Raw genomic sequence first — 15,693 nt, 5'->3', positions numbered from 1 at the left:
TAACCGGTCACACCGGGAGCAGCCGGGACACGACCTCGGTCAGCTGGCGGGCCGAGCGGCACTCGTGCATCTCGATGATCTCGGCGTACTTGCGCGCCGCCGAATCGCCGGAGCCCCAGTGCGTGGTCGCCTCCGGGTTCAGCCAGTGCGCGTGCTTGGCGGTGCCGACCAGCGATTGCAGCGTGGCCAGCCGGGGGTCGCGGAAGTTGGTGCGGGCATCGCCGAGGATGAGCAGCGAGCTGCGGCTGGTGACGGCGTCCGGGAAGCGGTCGGCGAAGCCGGTGAGCGCGGCGCCGTAGTCGGAGTGGCCGTCCAGCCCGACCACGTCGGCCTCGGCGAAGATCTTCGTCATCGACTCGTCCAGCTGGGTGTGCGGGTCGAAGAACCGGGTGACCTCGTCCACCTGGTCCACGAAGGCGAAGATCCGGACCCGGGAGAACTGCTCGCGCAGCGCGCTCACCAGCAGCAGGGTGAAGTTGCTGAACCCGGCCACCGAGCCGGAGACGTCGCAGAGCAGCACCAGGTCGGGGCGGCCGGGCCGGGGCTTGCGGTTCACCAGGTCGATCGGCACGCCGCCGGTGGACATCGACTTGCGCAGCGTGCGGCGCAGGTCGATCTCGCCGCGTTTCGCGTGCCTGCGCCGGGCCGCGAGCCTGCTCGCCAGGATGCGGGCGAGCCGCCGCGTGCTGCGGCGCAGCTCGGCCAGCTCGCGCTCGGAGGCGCGCAGGAAGTCGACATCCTCGGCCTGCCTGGCGACGCCGTAGCTCGCGACCCGCTCGCGGCCGATCCGCTCCGCGACCCGGCGCCGCGTCTCCGCCTCGACCCCGGCCCTGAACCCCTCGATCCGCTGCCTGGCCTGCCTGCGCGCCAGCTCGGTGTCGAAGTCGGTGGCGTCCGCAGGCAGCCCGAGCCCCGCCAGGATCTTGGCCAGCAGCGTCTGTGGCTGCACGTCGCGCAGCGCCTGGTACGCGGAGAACGAGGGGCCGCGCGCGGACTGGTACTGCCCCATCTGCTCGACCAGCTGCCCGATGAGCTGCTCCAGCTGCGGCCCGGGGTTCTCCTGGGCGAGCAGCTCGGCGAGCAGGGCGCGCAGCTCGGGGATGTCCACCCGGCCGTCCGGGGTGCGCGGGATCTCGATGTCGTCGGCCCAGTTGCCACGCTCGCCGAGCGCCACCGGGAACCACAGGTCGAAGAGGCTGTCGAAGGTGGCGCGGTGCGTGGTACGGCGGAGCAGGGCGCAGGCCAGCCCCTCGCGCAGCACCTCGCGGTCCATCAGGTCCAGCACGGTGAGCACCCGGCCCGCGTCGACGGTCTCCGACGGCCCGACCGGAATGCCCCTGGTGCGCAGCGCCTCCACGAAGCCGACGAGGTGGCCGGGGATGCCGTGCGGTGCGTGCAGGGTGGGCTGCTCGGCCACGGTCAGGCCAGCTTCAGCTCGTTCAGCGCCCGCTCGTGGTCACTGCGGTGCTTGAGCACCACGCCGAGGGTGGAGCGCACGACGTTGTCGTCCAGGTCGGTCATGCCGAGCGCGAGCAGAGTGCGGCCCCAGTCGATGGACTCGGCCACCGAGGGCAGCTTCTTGAGCTGCATGCCGCGCAGCACGTGCACGATCCGCACCAGCTGCGCCGCGACGGCGGGGGCCAGGTCGGGCACCCGGCTGGCCAGGATGCGGCGCTCCAGCTCCTCGTCCGGGAAGTCCAGGTGCAGGTAGAGGCAGCGCCGCTTGAGCGCCTCGGAGAGCTCGCGGGTGGCGTTCGAGGTGAGCACCACGAACGGCCTGCGGGCGGCGGTGATGGTGCCCAGCTCCGGCACGGTGACCGCGAAATCGCTGAGCACCTCCAGCAGCAGCCCCTCGATCTCGACGTCGGCCTTGTCGGTCTCGTCGATCAGCAGCACCGTCGGCTCGGTGCGCCGGATGGCGGTGAGCAGCGGCCGGGAGAGCAGGAACTCCTCGGTGAAGACGTCGGCCTTGGTCTCCGCCCAGTCGTTCTCCGAGGAGGCTCGCCCTGCGGAAGCAGATTGGATGCGCAGGATCTGCTTGGCGTGGTTCCACTCGTAGAGCGCCCGCGCCTCGTCCACGCCCTCGTAGCACTGCAGCCGGACCAGCTCGGCGCCGCTGGTCTGCGCGACGGCGCGGGCCAGCTCGGTCTTGCCGACCCCGGCCGGGCCCTCGACCAGCAGCGGCTTGCCCAGCCGGTCGGCGAGGAAGACCGAGGTGGCGGTGCCCTTGTCGGCGAGGTAGCCGGTCTCCGCGAGGCGGTCGATCACGTCCTCGACCGAGCCGAATACGGGTTCCTGTACGTCGGTGCTGGCCACCGTGCCGTCCTTTCCGTTCTGGGTCAGACCGGCCGGATCTGGCCGTCACCCCAGACGATCCACTTGGTGGAGGTGAGCTCCGGCAGCGCCATCGGGCCGCGGGCGTGCAGCTTCTGGGTGGAGATGCCGATCTCCGCGCCGAAGCCGAACTGCTCACCGTCGGTGAAGGCGGTGGAGGCGTTCACCATGACTGCGGCGGCGTCCACCCTGGCGCTGAAGGCGCGGGCGGCGGCCAGGTCGGCGGTCACGATGGCCTCGGTGTGCCCGGTGCCCCAGGTGTTGATGTGCTCGACGGCGGCGTCCAGGTCGTCGACGACCTTCAGCGCGATGTCCAGGGTCAGGTACTCCTCGCCCCAGTCGACGTCGGTGGCGGGAACCAGCCCGGGCAGGTCGCCGTGGATGGTGACGCCCGCGGTGCGCAGCGCCTCGGTGAGCTTGGGCACCGCGGTCTCCGCGACGGCGGCGTCGATCAGCACCGTCTCGGCGGCATTGCACACGCTGGGCCTGCGGGTCTTGGCATTGAGCAGGATCGCCTCGGCCATCTCGAGGTCGGCGGCGGCGTGCACGTAGACGTGGCAGTTGCCGGTGCCGGTCTCGATGGTCGGCACGGTGGCGTCGCGCACGACGGCCGAGATGAGCCCGGCGCCGCCACGCGGGATCACCACGTCGACCAGGCCGCGGGCCTGGATCAGGTGGGTGACGCTGGAGCGGTCGGCGCTGGGCAGCAGCTGCACCGCGTCGGCCGGGATGCCGAGCCCGGCAAGGGCTTCGCGCAGCACCTCGACCAGCGCCGCGTTCGAGTGCGCGGCCGAGGAGGAGCCGCGCAGCAGCGCCGCGTTCCCGGACTTGAGCGCCAGCCCGAAGGCGTCGACGGTGACATTGGGGCGGGCCTCGTAGACCATGCCGACCACGCCGAGCGGCACCCGCAGCTGCCGGATCTCCAGGCCGTTCGGCAGCGTCGAGCCGCGCACCACCTCGCCGACCGGATCGGCGAGGCCGGCCACCTGGCGCAGCCCGGAGGCGATGCCGTCGATCCTGGACTTGGTGAGCCGGAGCCGGTCCAGCAGCGAATCGGCGGTGCCCGCCGACTGGGCGGCGAGCAGGTCCTCGGCATTGGCGGCGAGCACGGTGTCGGCGGCGGCGAGCAGCGCGTCGGCGGCGGCGTGCAGCGCCTCGTTCTTCTGCGCCGTGGTGAGCTGCGCCAGCGTGCGCGAGGCGACCCGGGCCCGGCGCGCGGCTTCGTGCACCGCTTCGCGGACGCCGGACTCCTGCTCGGTCGTTCCTGCCGTCATGGGGTACAGCCTACCCAGCGGTATCCCGCGCGCGGACGGCGCTGTCCGGGCTACTGTCCGGCCGATGAGAGCCGAACCCCTGCCCGCCGCGGTCGTCGTGCTCGGCAGCGTGAACATGGACCTGGTCGCCACGGTCGGGCGGCGGCCGGCGCCCGGGGAGACGGTGCTCGGCACCGGGTTCGCCGCGGTGCCGGGCGGGAAGGGCGCCAATCAGGCGGTGGCGGCGCGGCGCAGCGGGGCCGGGGTGCGGTTCCTGGGGGCGGTCGGGGACGACGTGTTCGCGCCCGCGCTGCGGGAATCGCTGGTCCGCGAGGGGATCGAGGTGCGCGGGTTGCGCGGGGCCGAGGGGCCGAGCGGGACCGCGACCATCGTGGTGGATGGGGACGGGGAGAACTCCATCGTGGTGGTGCCCGCGGCGAATCACGCCTTCGCGGAGCTGGATCCGGCCGATCTGGTGGCGATCGCGGCGGCCGACATCCTGCTGTGCCAGCTGGAGATCCCGATTCCGGTGGTCGCGGCGGGGTTCGCGCACGCGCGGGCGAACGGGACAGTCACGGTGTTGAATCCGTCACCCGTGCAGCGGCTCGCGGCCGAGCTGTGGGCGCTGGTCGATATCGCGGTGGTGAACCGGGGTGAGGCGGAGGCCATCGGCGACGTGCTGGATCAGGTGCCGCACCGGGTGACCACGCTCGGCGCCGACGGCGCGCGGTACGACGGGCCGGACGGGTGCTTCACCATTCCCGCGGTTCGGGTGCGCGCGGTCGACACCACCGGCGCGGGCGATGCCTTCACCGGCGCGCTCGCCGCCCGCTGGGCGCACGGCCCCGAGGAAGCAGTGCGCTGGGCCTGCGCCGCGGGCGCGCTCGCCACCACCGCGCTGGGCGCCACCACGGCCGTTCCGGACGCGTCGGCCATCGCGCGCGTGCTCGCCCGGCCGGATGCGCGGCCGGACTGAGGGATCGGCTCCCGGAGCACCGGGCACAGCCGACCGGCCGCGGCGACCGCCGAGCCGGTCCCCTGCGGCGCGGACGCACGCGCCCGCCGCCGGGGCGGCGCAATATTGCCTCGCGCGGCGCGCGGTTCGTTCCTACCGTTGACGTACCCGAACGGAAGGAAAGACCGATGTTCCCCGTCGAGCTGCACGGCACCCGTGCGCAGACGCTCATGTGGGCCGACGAGCACGAGATCGAGCAGTCCGCCCTGCGGCAGCTGCGCACCCTCGCCCAGCTCGAATGGGTGCACGGCGTCCGCGTGATGCCGGACGTGCACCTCGGCAAGGGCGCCACCGTCGGCTCGGTCATCGCCATGCGGGACGCGGTCGCGCCCGCCGCGGTCGGGGTGGACATCGGCTGCGGCATGGAGAGCGTGCGCACCGACCTCACCGCCGCCGACCTGCCCGACGACCTGAAGGCGCTGCGCTCCCGGATCGAGGCGGCGGTGCCGGGCGGCGGATGAGCCGGAACGCGGCCAAGAAGCAGTTCACGGTCGCGGACCTGGTCGCGCAGACCGAGGGGGTGGAGTCGCGCAAGGACGCGGGCGTGGTCGACGAGATCCCGGCCGCGTACAAGGACATCGACGCGGTGATCGCGGCGCAGGCCGACCTGGTCGACGTCGTCGCGACGCTGCGCCAGGTGCTCTGCGTCAAGGGGTAGGCCGTTCCGGTGGCAGGCACCTGCGGGTGCCGCCCGCCACGACCGGGGTCGGCCGACCCGCCGCGGACAACGCGGTGCGGATCGACCGGCTCCGGTTGCCCGGCGCGACAGGCAGCACGCCGGGTGTTCGCCGCCCGCGCGACCCGCGATCCGCGCGTGGCGGCACGCTGTCGGTCCCGTACGGCACGATGGCCGCATGAGCCCCGACACCGGCACCGGGCCGGACCTCGCGACCGGATCGGCCCTGCGCGACGCGGCCGAGGAGCTGCTCCGTGAACTGGCTGGGCCGGAGGCGCGGCTGCGCGAGGACCAGTGGGTCGCCATCGAGGCGCTGGTCGTGCAGCGCAGGCGCGCGCTGGTGGTACAGCGCACCGGGTGGGGGAAGTCGGCGGTCTACTTCATCTCGGCGAAGCTGCTGCGCCGGGCCGGGCGCGGCCCGACCGTGATCGTCTCACCGCTGCTCGCGCTCATGCGCAACCAGGTCGCGGCGGCCGAGCGCGCGGGCGTGGTGGCCGCGACCATCAATTCCGGCAATGTCACCGAGTGGGACGCCATCCACCAGCAGGTCGCGGCGGGCACCGTCGACGTGCTGCTGGTCAGCCCGGAGCGGCTGAACAATCCCGACTTCCGTGACCAGGTGCTGCCCCGGCTCGCCGCCGACGCGGGGCTGGTCGTGATCGACGAGGCGCACTGCGTCTCGGACTGGGGCCACGACTTCCGCCCCGACTACCGGCGCATCCGCACCCTGGTCGCCGATCTCGGCGCCGACATCCCGGTGCTCGCCACCACCGCCACCGCCAACGACCGGGTGGTCACCGACGTGGCCGCGCAGATCGGCAGCGGCGGCCGGATCGACGCCGACACCCTGGTGCTGCGCGGCACCCTGGACCGGGAGTCGCTGCACCTGTCGGTGGTGCGGATCGAGGACGCGGTGGAGCGCACCGCCTGGCTCGGCGAGCAGTTGCATCGGCTGCCCGGCTCCGGCATCGTCTACGCGCTCACCGTCGCCGCCGCGCACGATGTCGCCGACGTGCTGCGCGCCGCCGGGCACGAGGTCGCCGCCTACACCGGCCAGACCGACCCCACCGAGCGTGAGCACCTGGAGCAGGCGCTGCTGCGCAACGAGGTCAAGGCGCTGATCGCCACCTCCGCGCTCGGCATGGGGTTCGACAAGCCGGACCTTGGCTTCGTGGTGCACCTCGGCGCGCCCTCCTCGCCGATCGCCTACTACCAGCAGGTCGGGCGGGCCGGGCGGGCCACCGAGCGGGCCGAGGTGATCCTGCTGCCCGGCCCGGAGGACGCCAGGATCTGGAGCTGGTTCGCCTCGGTCGCCTTCCCGCGCGAGTCGGTGGTGCGCGCGGTGCTGGACGCGCTCGACCCGGAGCGCCCGCTCTCCACCGCGGCGCTGGAGCCGCGGGTGGAGCTGAACCGCTCCCGGCTGGAGATGGTGCTCAAGGTGCTGGACGTGGACGGCGCGGTGCGCCGGGTGCGCGGCGGCTGGCTCGGCACCGGGCAGCCCTGGCACTACGACGCCGAGCGCTACGAGCGGCTGGACCGAGCGCGGCAGGCCGAGCAGCAGGCCATGCTCGACTACCAGGCCACCGACGGCTGCCGGATGGTCTTCCTGCGCAGCCAGCTCGACGACCCGGGGCTCACGCTCGGCGAGACCTGCGGGCGCTGCGACAACTGCACCGGCACCCGGCTGGACCCGACGCCCGGCGCCGAGACCGTCGCCGCCACCAGGGCCAGGATCGCGCGCCCCGGCATCGACCTGGCCCCGCGCAAGCAGTGGCCGACCGGCATGAAGACGCTCGGCATCCCGCTCTCCGGCAAGATCGGCGCGGGCGCCGAGCCGGGCCGGGTGCTCGGGCGCCTCAGCGACCTGGGCTGGGGCCGCAGGCTGCGCGCGCTGCTGGACGCCCCCGACGGGCCGGTGCCGGACGACATCGTGACCGCCTGCGTCGCGGTGCTCAAGGAGTGGGACTGGGCCGAGCGGCCGGTCGCGGTGCTCGCCCTCGACGACGACCGGAACCACGAGCTCACCCGCACCCTCGCCGCCCGGCTGGCCGAGGTGGGCAGGCTGCGCGACCTCGGGGTGCTGCACAAGCGGCCGGAGCACCCGCCGGTCTCCGCCGCCAATTCGGCGCACCGGGTGGCCGGGCTGTACGGCTCCTGGGACGTGCCCGACCTGCACGACGTCGGTGGCCCGGTGCTGCTGGTGAACGCGCAGAGCGAGTCCGGGTGGACCTTCACCGTCGCCGCCTGTGCGCTGCGCGCGGCCGGCGCCCCCGCGGTGCTGCCCTTCGCGCTGGCGACGCCGACGTGAGCGGGCCGCGACATGGGCTCGCGGGCCGCGCACCGCGGCAATCCGGCAGCTAGGGTCGGTGGCGTGCCAGGCAAATCGTCCCCCGCGCTCGAACTCGACGTGGGCGAGCGCACGGTCCGCGTCAGCAATCCCGACCGGGTGTACTTCCCCGAGCTCGGGCTCACCAAGCTCGACCTGGTGCAGTACTACCTGAGCGTCGGCCCCGGCATCGTCACCGCGCTGCGCGAGCGGCCCTGCATGCTGCACCGCTTCCCCAAGGGGCTGGCCGGGGCCAAGGTGCACCAGAAGCGGCTGCCCGCAGGGGCCCCGGACTGGGTGCCGACGGTCCGGGTCTTCTTCCCGCGCTACGGCAGGCACGCCGACGAACTGTGCGTGCGCGAGCTGGCCGACGTGATCTGGGCGGTGCAGATGTCCACCGTCGAGTTCCACCCCTGGAACTCGCGCGCCGCCGACACCGAGCGCCCCGACGAGTGGCGCATCGACCTCGACCCCATGCCGGACTGCCCGTGGTCCCGGGTGCGGCGGGTGGCCGGCGTGGTGCACGAGGTACTGGAGGAGTTCGGCGCGGTGGGCTGGCCCAAGACCAGCGGCGGCAAGGGGCTGCACGTCTACGTGCGGATCGCGCCGGAGCACGGCTTCACCGAGGTGCGCAGGGCCGCGCTCGCCTTCGCCGAGGAGGTGCGGCGCCGCGCCCCGGACGACGTGACCACCACCTGGTGGCGCAAGGACCGCGACCCGGCGCAGCTCTTCGTCGACTACAACCAGAACGCGAGGGATCACACCATCGCCGCCGCGTACTCCGTGCGCGGCGTGCCCGCGGCCACCGTCTCCACCCCGGTGCGCTGGGACGAGATCCCCGAAATCGACCCGCGAGACTTCACGGTGCGCACCGTGCCCGCGCGCTTCGCCGAGCTCGGCGACCTGCACGCGGGCATCGACGACGCCGTGTTCCGGATCGACCCGCTGCTGGAGCGGGCCGACCGCGACGGCGTCGAGGCCGTCGAGCTGGACAGTGCGAGCGAGGAGTAGCGAGTGACGGTTCCGGTCGCGGTGGCCCCCGAGGTCTCGGACGCCCTGCGCGCGGCGATCGAGGCGGGCGGCGGCGAGCTCGCCGGCCTCGCCGATGCCCGCGCCCTGGTCTGGGCGAGCAAGGCCGATGGTTTCCCGGAGCGGCTGCCCGCCGGGATCGAGTGGGTGCAGCTGCACGCCGCCGGGATCGAGGATTTCGTCGCGGCCGGGGTGCTGGAACGCTATCCGGATGTCCGGTTCACCTCCGCGGCGGGCGCCTTCTCCGCGACCGTGGCCGAGCACGCGCTGGCGCTGCTGCTCGCCGGGGTCCGCTACCTGCCCGAGCATCTGCGCGCCACCACCTGGCGGCAGCGCGACTTCCTGCCGCACGTCGGCACGCTGCGGGGCAGCACCGTCGCCGTCGTCGGGGCGGGCGGGATCGGCCGGGCGCTGATTCCCTCGCTGCTCGCGCTGGGCGCGGAGGTGATCGCGGTGAACCGTTCCGGCCGTCCGGTGACCGGCCCCGGCATCCCGGAGGGGATCACCACTGTGCCCGCCGACCGGCTGGACACGGTGTGGCCGGTGGCCGACCACGTCGTCGTCGCGGCGCCGGCGACGCCCGCCACCGCGCACCTGGTCGGCTCGGCGGAACTGGCGCTGCTGCGGCCGAACTCGTGGGTGATCAATGTCGCCAGGGGCAGCCTCATCGATACCGAGGCGCTGCTGGCGGCGCTGCGTGCGGGCACCATCGGCGGCGCCGGGCTCGATGTCACCGACCCCGAGCCGCTCCCCGACGGGCATCCGCTCTGGACCCTGCCGAACGTGATCATCACCCCGCACGACTCGAATCCGCCGCAGGTGCGGGTGGCCGCCTTCGCCGCGCACGTGCGGGAGAACGTGCGCCGCTTCGCGGCCGGGGACGAGCTGCTCGCCCCGGTCGATCCGGGCGCGGGGTACTGATCGATCGAGTCCGGCGCCGGGGCGCGGGCTTTCGCAGCCTCGCGCGGCGCGGTTAGGCTCGGGCCGTCTCGGCGGGCGGGCGCGGTGAGGATGTGGTTCTGCATGGGTTGGAGCTTCACCCCGGACGAGTTCGCCCACGTCTGGCGGGAGACCGACAGCGACCGGGTGCCCTACCCGCTCCGGATCCTGGAGAGCCCGCGCACCGAGGACGCCGCCGAGAAGCTGCGCGCCGAGCTCTCGGCGCGGCTGCCGCACCGCGCCGACCCGGATCTGAGCGCCTGCCTGCGGCTGCTCTCCGCGCCGCACACCAGGATCGTGGTGATCGGCGGCGGGCACCGCCCCGGCGCCGAGATCCGGCTGCTGGCCTGCGCGGTCTTCGACCACGCGGTGCTCGCGGTGCAGGAGCCCGGCCGGAGGCCGGAATTCGGTGGCACGGTCCGGCTCTCGATCGGGCACACCACCAGGCTCGGCGCCCGGATCGCGCAGGCGCTGCCCCCGGCACGGGCAGGCAGGCTGCCCGCGCGGGCCGCCACGGTGGACGCGGTGCGGGACGAGGAGGCGCACGGCCTGCCGCCCGCCGCCCGGCTCATCCGCAAGGTGCTGCTGCAGCCGCACACCGCCGAGGGACACATCCGGATCGAGGCCAGGCTGGATCGCGACGCCCCGCCGCCCGCGCTGCATTACACCTGGATCGATGTCGACGGCGATGGGCGCTACCTCATCAAGTCCGGCGACACCGTGCACCTGGTGCCCGCCGGCACCGAGCAGCTCGCCGCGCAACTGCAGAAACGGATTCCGGCCTGAGCTTCGGTGTCGGGGATCGGCGTCGCAAGATAGGCTGAACGCGTCCGAAGATCTCCGGGGGTGCGTGATGACGATCGAGACCAGCCGAGCCGATATCGCGAGATTCGGCGAACAGGCGCGGACGGGCTCCGTCGCGTTCGATCCGGCGGCCGCGCGGCGGTGCGCCGAGATGTACGACCACCAGGCCGACCGGCTGCTCTACCTGCAACAGCGGCTGGAATCGGTCGGCGAGCTGCACGGGTTCGGCGGGTTCGTCTCGGCGCAGCAGCTGCAGGCCGGGTTCGCGCACAAGGCGCGGGACGCCGCGGCGCTGCTCGATCAGTACATCGAGGCCGCCTACCGGATGAAGGAGGCGTTCCTGCTCAGCGCCGGGCTCTTCGAGGAAGCCGACGCCGCGGCCGCCGCCGCGCTGCGCGCCGTCGATGCGAGGCAGCCGCGATGACCGGGACCGATCCGACCTACGTCAGCTCGATGGAGCACTTCGAGTCGATGACGCACGAGGAGATCCACGCCCGCACCCAGCAGATCGACGCGGGCGCCATCCTGCGCGCCTCGGTGACCTGGCTGGAGGCGGCGGGCACGCTCAGCACCTCCATGCCGCTGACCAGGGCCAGCGTCGACCGGGTGATGAACTCCATGGAGTGGGAGGGCGCCACCGCCGACGCCGCCTACGCGAGCGCGCGCAGCTTCGCCGCATCGGTGGACGAGCTCGCCGGGGTACTCGGGCAGGTCGGGGCCCGGCTCGGGGCCGTCGCGGCCGCCGCGGAGGCGGTGAAGGTGGCGGTGGTGCCGCCGGGGGATTCCGGGCCGGTGGGGGCCATCGCGCGGTTGCTGGAGTCGGCGCGGATCATCGATGCCCAGATGACGCAGGAGTTGCTGCGGCAGGAAGCGCTGCTGGCCATGAACATGATCTACAAACCCGCGTATCAGGCGGCCGGAGACGGGGTTCCGGCGCTGCCCGCGCCGCCCCCACTGCCCGGTGGTTCCTCGGCGCTGCCGAACGGGGCTGTGCCGGAGTGGGATTCGGCGCCGTCGGGGGACGGGGAGTCGGTTCCGGAGAGCTACGGGGAGGAGGGGGCCTGGCCGGACGGGGAGGGGTCGGGGGATTCCGGTGCTCCCGGCGGGGCGGGTTCGGACGAGCAGGTACCCGGCGGAACCGATTCCGGCGGAGCAACTCCCGGCGACTCCGGTCCGGAGGAGCAGGCACCCGGCGGCACCGGCCCCGACGGGCAGGCACCCGGCGGCACCGGCCCCGACGGGCAGGCGCCCGACGGCACCGGGCCCGACGGGCAAGCGCCCGGCGGCACCGGGCCGGACGGTCAGGCGCCGGGAGGGAGTGGCCCGGGCTCGCAGCCACCCGGCGAGCCTGGCTCCGGTGGACAGGCGCCCGGTGGCTCGGAGCCGGAGGGGCAGGCACCCAGCCCGGGTCCCGAGGGGCAGATGCCGGGTCCAGGTCCCGAGGGGCAGATGCCGAGCCCCGGTCCCGAGGGGCAGATGCCGGGTCCAGGTCCCGAGGAGCAAGCGCCCAGTCCGGGCCCCGAGGGGCAGATACCCGAGGGGCCAGGCCCCCAGGTACCGGGGGGCGGTGCGCCCGCGGACCCGGATCCGGCACCGCCGCCGAGCCCCGCACCCGCACCGGACCCGGAATCGTCCGCACCCGCGCCGAACCCGGCACCTGCTCCGGCTCCGCCGACCGAGCAGACGACTCCTCCCCCGCCCCCGGCACCCGCACCCCCGCCGAGCGGCTCCGGCGACCCGACCCTGTCGGACCCGGACGGCCAGCCGGGCATCACCGGCCCGGTGCCGGAGGACGGCGCCGCCACCCCGCCACCGGGAACGACGACCGAGCAGCCCGGTGTGATCCCCGGCTCCTGAGCTACACGCTGACCAGGTCGTCGGCGTGAATAACCGGGCGCTGCATGGTGTCCGGGAGTTCACCGGTGGAGCGGCCGAGCACCCCGGTGAGCTCGGTGCTGTCGTACTCGACGATCCCGCGCGCGACCACCCGCTCGTCCGGCGCGACCAGATCGACCACGTCACCCCCGAAGAACCGCCCGCGCACCCCGACGATCCCGGCGGCGAGCAGCGAGCGCCGCCGATGCGCCACCGCCTGCACCGCGCCCTCGTCGAGCAGCAGCGCCCCGCGGCTGTCGGCCGCGTGCCTGACCCAGAACTTGCGCGCCGACAACCGCACCGGCCGCGCCGCGAACGCGGTCCCGACGGTGCCCGCGGTGAGCGCCTGGGCCGCGTCGGCCGCGGCGGCGAGCAGCACCGGCACCCCGGCGTCGGCCGCGAGCCGCGCCGCGGAGAGCTTGGAGGCCATCCCGCCGGTGCCGAGCACGCCGCCGGTCCCGGCGATCACCCCGTCCAGGTCGGCGCTGCTGCGCACCTCGGGGATGAGCGAGGCGTCGCCCTTGCGTGGATCACCGTCGTAGAGCCCGGCCACATCGGAGAGCAGCACCAGCGCGTCCGCGCCGACCAGGTGCGCGACCAGCGCGGCGAGCCGGTCGTTGTCGCCGAACCGGATCTCCTCGGTGGCGACGGTGTCGTTCTCGTTCACCACCGCGACCGCGCCGAGCGAGCGCAGCCGGTCCAGCGTGCGCTGGGCATTGCGGTGGTGCTCGCGGCGGGCGAAGTCGTCGGCGCTGAGCAGCACCTGCCCGACCGTGCGGCGGTACCGCGCGAACGAGGTGCCCCAGGCGTGCGCGAGCGCCAGCTGCCCGACGCTCGCCGCTGCCTGCTTGGTCGCGAGATCGCGCGGCCGCGTGGTCAATCCGAGCGGCGCGATGCCTGCGCCGATGGCGCCGGAGGAGACAACGACGACGTCGGAGCCGGCCCGCATGCGCGCCTCGACGGCGTCCGCGAGCCGGTCCAGCCGCACCGTGTCCAGCCCGCCGGCGAGACTGGTGAGCGCGGAGGAGCCGATCTTCACCACCACCCGGCGCGCGCCGGCAATGGCCTGCCTGGCCTCGCTCAGCTCGATCCCGGAGCGTAGGTCAGCGCCCGTCATTACTCGTCTCCGTCCTCGACCAGCCCGCGCCGGACCCGGGAGGCGTGCTTGCGCTCCGCCGCGCTGATCCGGTCGTTGTTCTCCAGCCGGATATCGGTGCCGCGGCCGGTGGGCACCATGTCGACGCCCGCCGAGATCTGCGGCTCCCAGTCGAAGGTCACCGGGCCGATGGTCACCGAGGCGCCGGGTTGCGCGCCGAGCTTGACCAGCTTGTCCTCCACGCCGAGGCGGGCCAGCCGGTCGGCCAGGTAGCCGACGGCCTCGTCGTTGTCGAACTGAGTCTGCCGCACCCAGCGCTCCGGCCGCACGCCGCGGACCACGAAGCCCCCCGGCTCGTTCGGGTCCGGGACGACGGTGAAGCCGGTCTCGTCGGTCGCGACCGGCCGGATGACCTGCCGCTTCGGCTCCGCCTTCGGGTGCGCCTCGCGGTAGCCGCGCACCAGCTCGGCGAGGGCGAAGGTGAGCGGCCGCAGCCCGGCCCTGCTCACCGCGGAGATCTCGAAGACCGGCCAGCCGCGCGCCTCGAACTCGGGGCGCACCATCTCGGCCAGCTCGGCGGCGTCGGGGACGTCCACCTTGTTCAGGATCACCACGCGCGGCCGGTCGGCGAGGTCGCCGAGGCCGATATCGCCCGCGAGCGCGGGGCGGTAGGCGGCGAGCTCGTCCTCCAGCGCGTCGACGTCGGAGACCGGGTCGCGGCCGGGTTCCAGGGTGGCGCAGTCCACCACGTGCGCGAGCACGGCGCAGCGCTCGAGGTGCCGCAGGAAGTCGAGGCCGAGGCCGCGCCCGGCGCTGGCGCCGGGGATGAGCCCGGGCACGTCGGCGACGGTGAAGGTGATCTCCCCGGCCAGCACCACGCCGAGGTTCGGCACCAGCGTGGTGAACGGGTAGTCGGCGATCTTGGGTTTGGCCGCGGAGAGCACCGAGACCAGCGAGGACTTCCCCGCCGACGGGAAGCCGACCAGCCCGACGTCGGCCACCGACTTGAGCTCGAGCACCAGCTCGTTCTCGTCGCCCTCCTCGCCGAGCAGCGCGAAGCCGGGCGCCTTGCGCGCCTTGGACGCCAGCGCGGCATTGCCGAGGCCGCCGCGCCCGCCGCGGGCCGCGACGAAGCGCTGGCCGGCGCCGACCAGGTCGGCCAGCACCTCGCCCTTGCCGTTCAGCACCACGGTGCCGTCCGGCACCTTCAGCAGCAGCTCGCCGCCGCGCTTGCCGTCCCGGTTGCCGCCCTCGCCCGGCTTGCCGTTGCCTGCCTTGGCGTGCGGGTGGAAGTGGAAGTCGAGCAGCGTGTGCACATTGGCGTCCACCTCGAGCACGACGTCGCCGCCGTTGCCGCCATTGCCGCCGTCCGGGCCGCCGAGCGGCTTGAACTTCTCGCGGTGCACCGAGGCGCAGCCGTGTCCCCCGTTACCGGCGCGGACGTGCACGACGACCCGATCGATGAACTTGGACATGGGTTGATCATCCTCCTTCGGGGGTCGCGGGCCCGCCCGGCCCGATGCGGAAACGCGAAAGCGGGCCAGGGTGTCTCACCCTGACCCGCTGACTTGGTGCGTGGAGTGGCGGCGGCGTCAGGCCTGCGCCGGCTCCGGGACCACGATGTTCACGGTCTTGCGACCCCGCTTGGTGCCGAACGTCACCGCGCCCGCCGCCAGGGCGAACAGGGTGTCGTCGCCGCCGCGGCCGACGTTCACGCCGGGGTGGAAGTGGGTGCCGCGCTGGCGAACCAGGATCTCGCCCGCCTTCACGGCCTGCCCGCCGAAGCGCTTCACGCCGAGGCGCTGTGCGGCGGAGTCACGACCGTTGCGCGAGCTGGACGCGCCCTTCTTGTGTGCCATGGCTGCTTCTCCTCGCCGATTACTTGATGCCGGTGACCTTCAGGACCGTCAGCGGCTGACGGTGACCCTGACGCTTGTGGTAGCCGGTCTTGTTCTTGAACTTGTGGATGCGGATCTTCGGGCCCTTGGTGTGCTCGACGACCTCGGCGGCCACATTGACCTTCGCCAGCTTGTCGGCGTCGGTGGTCAGATCGGCGCCGTCGACGACGAGGACCGGGGCGAGCTGCACCGCGGTGCCGACCTTGCCCTCGATCTTCTCGACCTTCACCAGGTCACCGACCGCGACCTTGTACTGCTTTCCGCCGGTCTTGACGATCGCGTACGTTGCCATCGGTCGGCTTCCTCCACTCGACTGTGTCTTCGTTCTCTCGCGGCGCATCGGCGCCACGACTGTCTTCGGTGTCCTGCCCCGGATCGTGCGCAGCAGGGCTGCGCGAGCGATGCTCAGCGGGTGGCCGCACGGGTCCGATCGCGGCGCTGCGCGAAC

Annotated in this window: 14 protein-coding genes and 1 pseudogene; 8 read left to right on the top strand and 7 right to left on the bottom strand. The window is 73.7% G+C overall.

Annotated elements, in window-relative coordinates; translation table 11 throughout:
• Positions 1-7 precede the first annotated feature (7 nt).
• From NH2_RS16750 to NH2_RS16740, 3 genes are read right to left on the bottom strand one after another with little or no spacing between them, the layout of a single operon-like run.
• The gene (locus NH2_RS16750; protein WP_245650614.1) at positions 8-1,417 is read right to left on the bottom strand and encodes a vWA domain-containing protein; all 1,410 of its coding nucleotides are present in this window, start codon (positions 1,415-1,417) and stop codon (positions 8-10) included.
• A 2-nt stretch (positions 1,418-1,419) separates the two neighbouring features.
• Entirely contained in the window at positions 1,420-2,316 is an 897-nt protein-coding gene (locus NH2_RS16745) for an AAA family ATPase (RefSeq protein WP_067654559.1), read from the bottom strand.
• Between the two features lie 23 nt (positions 2,317-2,339).
• Positions 2,340-3,608 (bottom strand): glutamate-5-semialdehyde dehydrogenase, encoded by a 1,269-nt coding sequence (locus NH2_RS16740; protein WP_067654557.1) that lies wholly within the window; start codon positions 3,606-3,608, stop codon positions 2,340-2,342.
• A 64-nt stretch (positions 3,609-3,672) separates the two neighbouring features.
• Between NH2_RS16740 and NH2_RS16735 the strand changes: the two genes are divergently transcribed.
• The 8 genes and pseudogenes from NH2_RS16735 to NH2_RS16695 all read left to right on the top strand — a co-directional run bounded on the left by NH2_RS16735 (position 3,673) and on the right by NH2_RS16695 (position 12,233).
• Positions 3,673-4,563 carry a ribokinase gene (locus NH2_RS16735; RefSeq protein ID WP_067654555.1) on the top strand — a complete coding sequence of 297 codons (891 nt, stop codon included), beginning with the start codon at positions 3,673-3,675 and terminating at the stop codon, positions 4,561-4,563.
• Positions 4,564-4,730: 167 nt separating this feature from the next.
• Positions 4,731-5,260 (top strand): annotated as a pseudogene (locus tag NH2_RS28255) (RtcB family protein).
• Between the two features lie 196 nt (positions 5,261-5,456).
• Positions 5,457-7,586, top strand: a complete 2,130-nt coding sequence (locus NH2_RS16720) for a RecQ family ATP-dependent DNA helicase (protein ID WP_067654551.1) — start codon at positions 5,457-5,459, stop codon at positions 7,584-7,586.
• Positions 7,587-7,649: 63 nt separating this feature from the next.
• The gene (gene ligD / locus NH2_RS16715) at positions 7,650-8,615 is read left to right on the top strand and encodes a non-homologous end-joining DNA ligase (RefSeq protein WP_067655719.1); all 966 of its coding nucleotides are present in this window, start codon (positions 7,650-7,652) and stop codon (positions 8,613-8,615) included.
• 3 nt (positions 8,616-8,618) lie between these two features.
• The gene (locus NH2_RS16710; RefSeq protein WP_067654550.1) at positions 8,619-9,554 is read left to right on the top strand and encodes a D-isomer specific 2-hydroxyacid dehydrogenase family protein; all 936 of its coding nucleotides are present in this window, start codon (positions 8,619-8,621) and stop codon (positions 9,552-9,554) included.
• 102 nt (positions 9,555-9,656) lie between these two features.
• A complete protein-coding gene (locus NH2_RS16705) occupies positions 9,657-10,358 on the top strand; it encodes an ESX secretion-associated protein EspG (RefSeq protein WP_067654549.1) in 702 nt (233 codons plus the stop codon).
• Positions 10,359-10,425: 67 nt separating this feature from the next.
• Entirely contained in the window at positions 10,426-10,800 is a 375-nt protein-coding gene (locus NH2_RS16700; RefSeq protein WP_067654548.1) for a hypothetical protein, read from the top strand.
• Entirely contained in the window at positions 10,797-12,233 is a 1,437-nt protein-coding gene (locus tag NH2_RS16695; RefSeq protein ID WP_067654547.1) for a hypothetical protein, read from the top strand. Before NH2_RS16700 ends, NH2_RS16695 begins: the two co-directional genes overlap by 4 nt.
• Before the next feature lies 1 nt (position 12,234).
• Here NH2_RS16695 and proB read toward each other — a convergent pair whose 3' ends face one another.
• From proB to rplU, 4 genes are all read right to left on the bottom strand, one after another.
• Positions 12,235-13,368 (bottom strand): glutamate 5-kinase, encoded by a 1,134-nt coding sequence (gene proB / locus NH2_RS16690; RefSeq protein WP_084505605.1) that lies wholly within the window; start codon positions 13,366-13,368, stop codon positions 12,235-12,237.
• Positions 13,368-14,822 carry a GTPase ObgE gene (obgE, locus tag NH2_RS16685; protein ID WP_067654546.1) on the bottom strand — a complete coding sequence of 485 codons (1,455 nt, stop codon included), beginning with the start codon at positions 14,820-14,822 and terminating at the stop codon, positions 13,368-13,370. The genes proB and obgE overlap by 1 nt, the downstream gene beginning before the upstream one ends.
• Positions 14,823-14,939: 117 nt before the next feature.
• Positions 14,940-15,206, bottom strand: a complete 267-nt coding sequence (gene rpmA, locus NH2_RS16680) for a 50S ribosomal protein L27 (RefSeq protein WP_067654545.1) — start codon at positions 15,204-15,206, stop codon at positions 14,940-14,942.
• A gap of 19 nt (positions 15,207-15,225) precedes the next feature.
• A complete protein-coding gene (gene rplU, locus NH2_RS16675) occupies positions 15,226-15,537 on the bottom strand; it encodes a 50S ribosomal protein L21 (RefSeq protein WP_067654543.1) in 312 nt (103 codons plus the stop codon).
• Positions 15,538-15,693: the final 156 nt, after the last annotated feature.

The organism is Nocardia harenae NBRC 108248 (assembly GCF_001612885.1).
GTDB classification, from domain to species: Bacteria; Actinomycetota; Actinomycetes; order Mycobacteriales; family Mycobacteriaceae; genus Nocardia; species Nocardia harenae.
The sequence above is the reverse complement of the archived record's forward strand: the minus strand, read 5'-3'. Positions and strand labels throughout refer to the sequence as shown.

Coding starts and splice junctions, on each gene's coding strand:
- NH2_RS16740 (WP_067654557.1), bottom strand. CDS start 3,608: ATGACGGCAGGAACGACCGAGCAGGAGTCCGGCGTCCGCGAAGCGGTG.
- NH2_RS16695 (WP_067654547.1), top strand. CDS start 10,797: ATGACCGGGACCGATCCGACCTACGTCAGCTCGATGGAGCACTTCGAG.
- rpmA (WP_067654545.1), bottom strand. CDS start 15,206: ATGGCACACAAGAAGGGCGCGTCCAGCTCGCGCAACGGTCGTGACTCC.
- NH2_RS16700 (WP_067654548.1), top strand. CDS start 10,426: ATGACGATCGAGACCAGCCGAGCCGATATCGCGAGATTCGGCGAACAG.
- NH2_RS16720 (WP_067654551.1), top strand. CDS start 5,457: ATGAGCCCCGACACCGGCACCGGGCCGGACCTCGCGACCGGATCGGCC.
- NH2_RS16705 (WP_067654549.1), top strand. CDS start 9,657: ATGGGTTGGAGCTTCACCCCGGACGAGTTCGCCCACGTCTGGCGGGAG.
- rplU (WP_067654543.1), bottom strand. CDS start 15,537: ATGGCAACGTACGCGATCGTCAAGACCGGCGGAAAGCAGTACAAGGTC.
- proB (WP_084505605.1), bottom strand. CDS start 13,368: ATGACGGGCGCTGACCTACGCTCCGGGATCGAGCTGAGCGAGGCCAGG.
- NH2_RS16735 (WP_067654555.1), top strand. CDS start 3,673: ATGAGAGCCGAACCCCTGCCCGCCGCGGTCGTCGTGCTCGGCAGCGTG.
- obgE (WP_067654546.1), bottom strand. CDS start 14,822: ATGTCCAAGTTCATCGATCGGGTCGTCGTGCACGTCCGCGCCGGTAAC.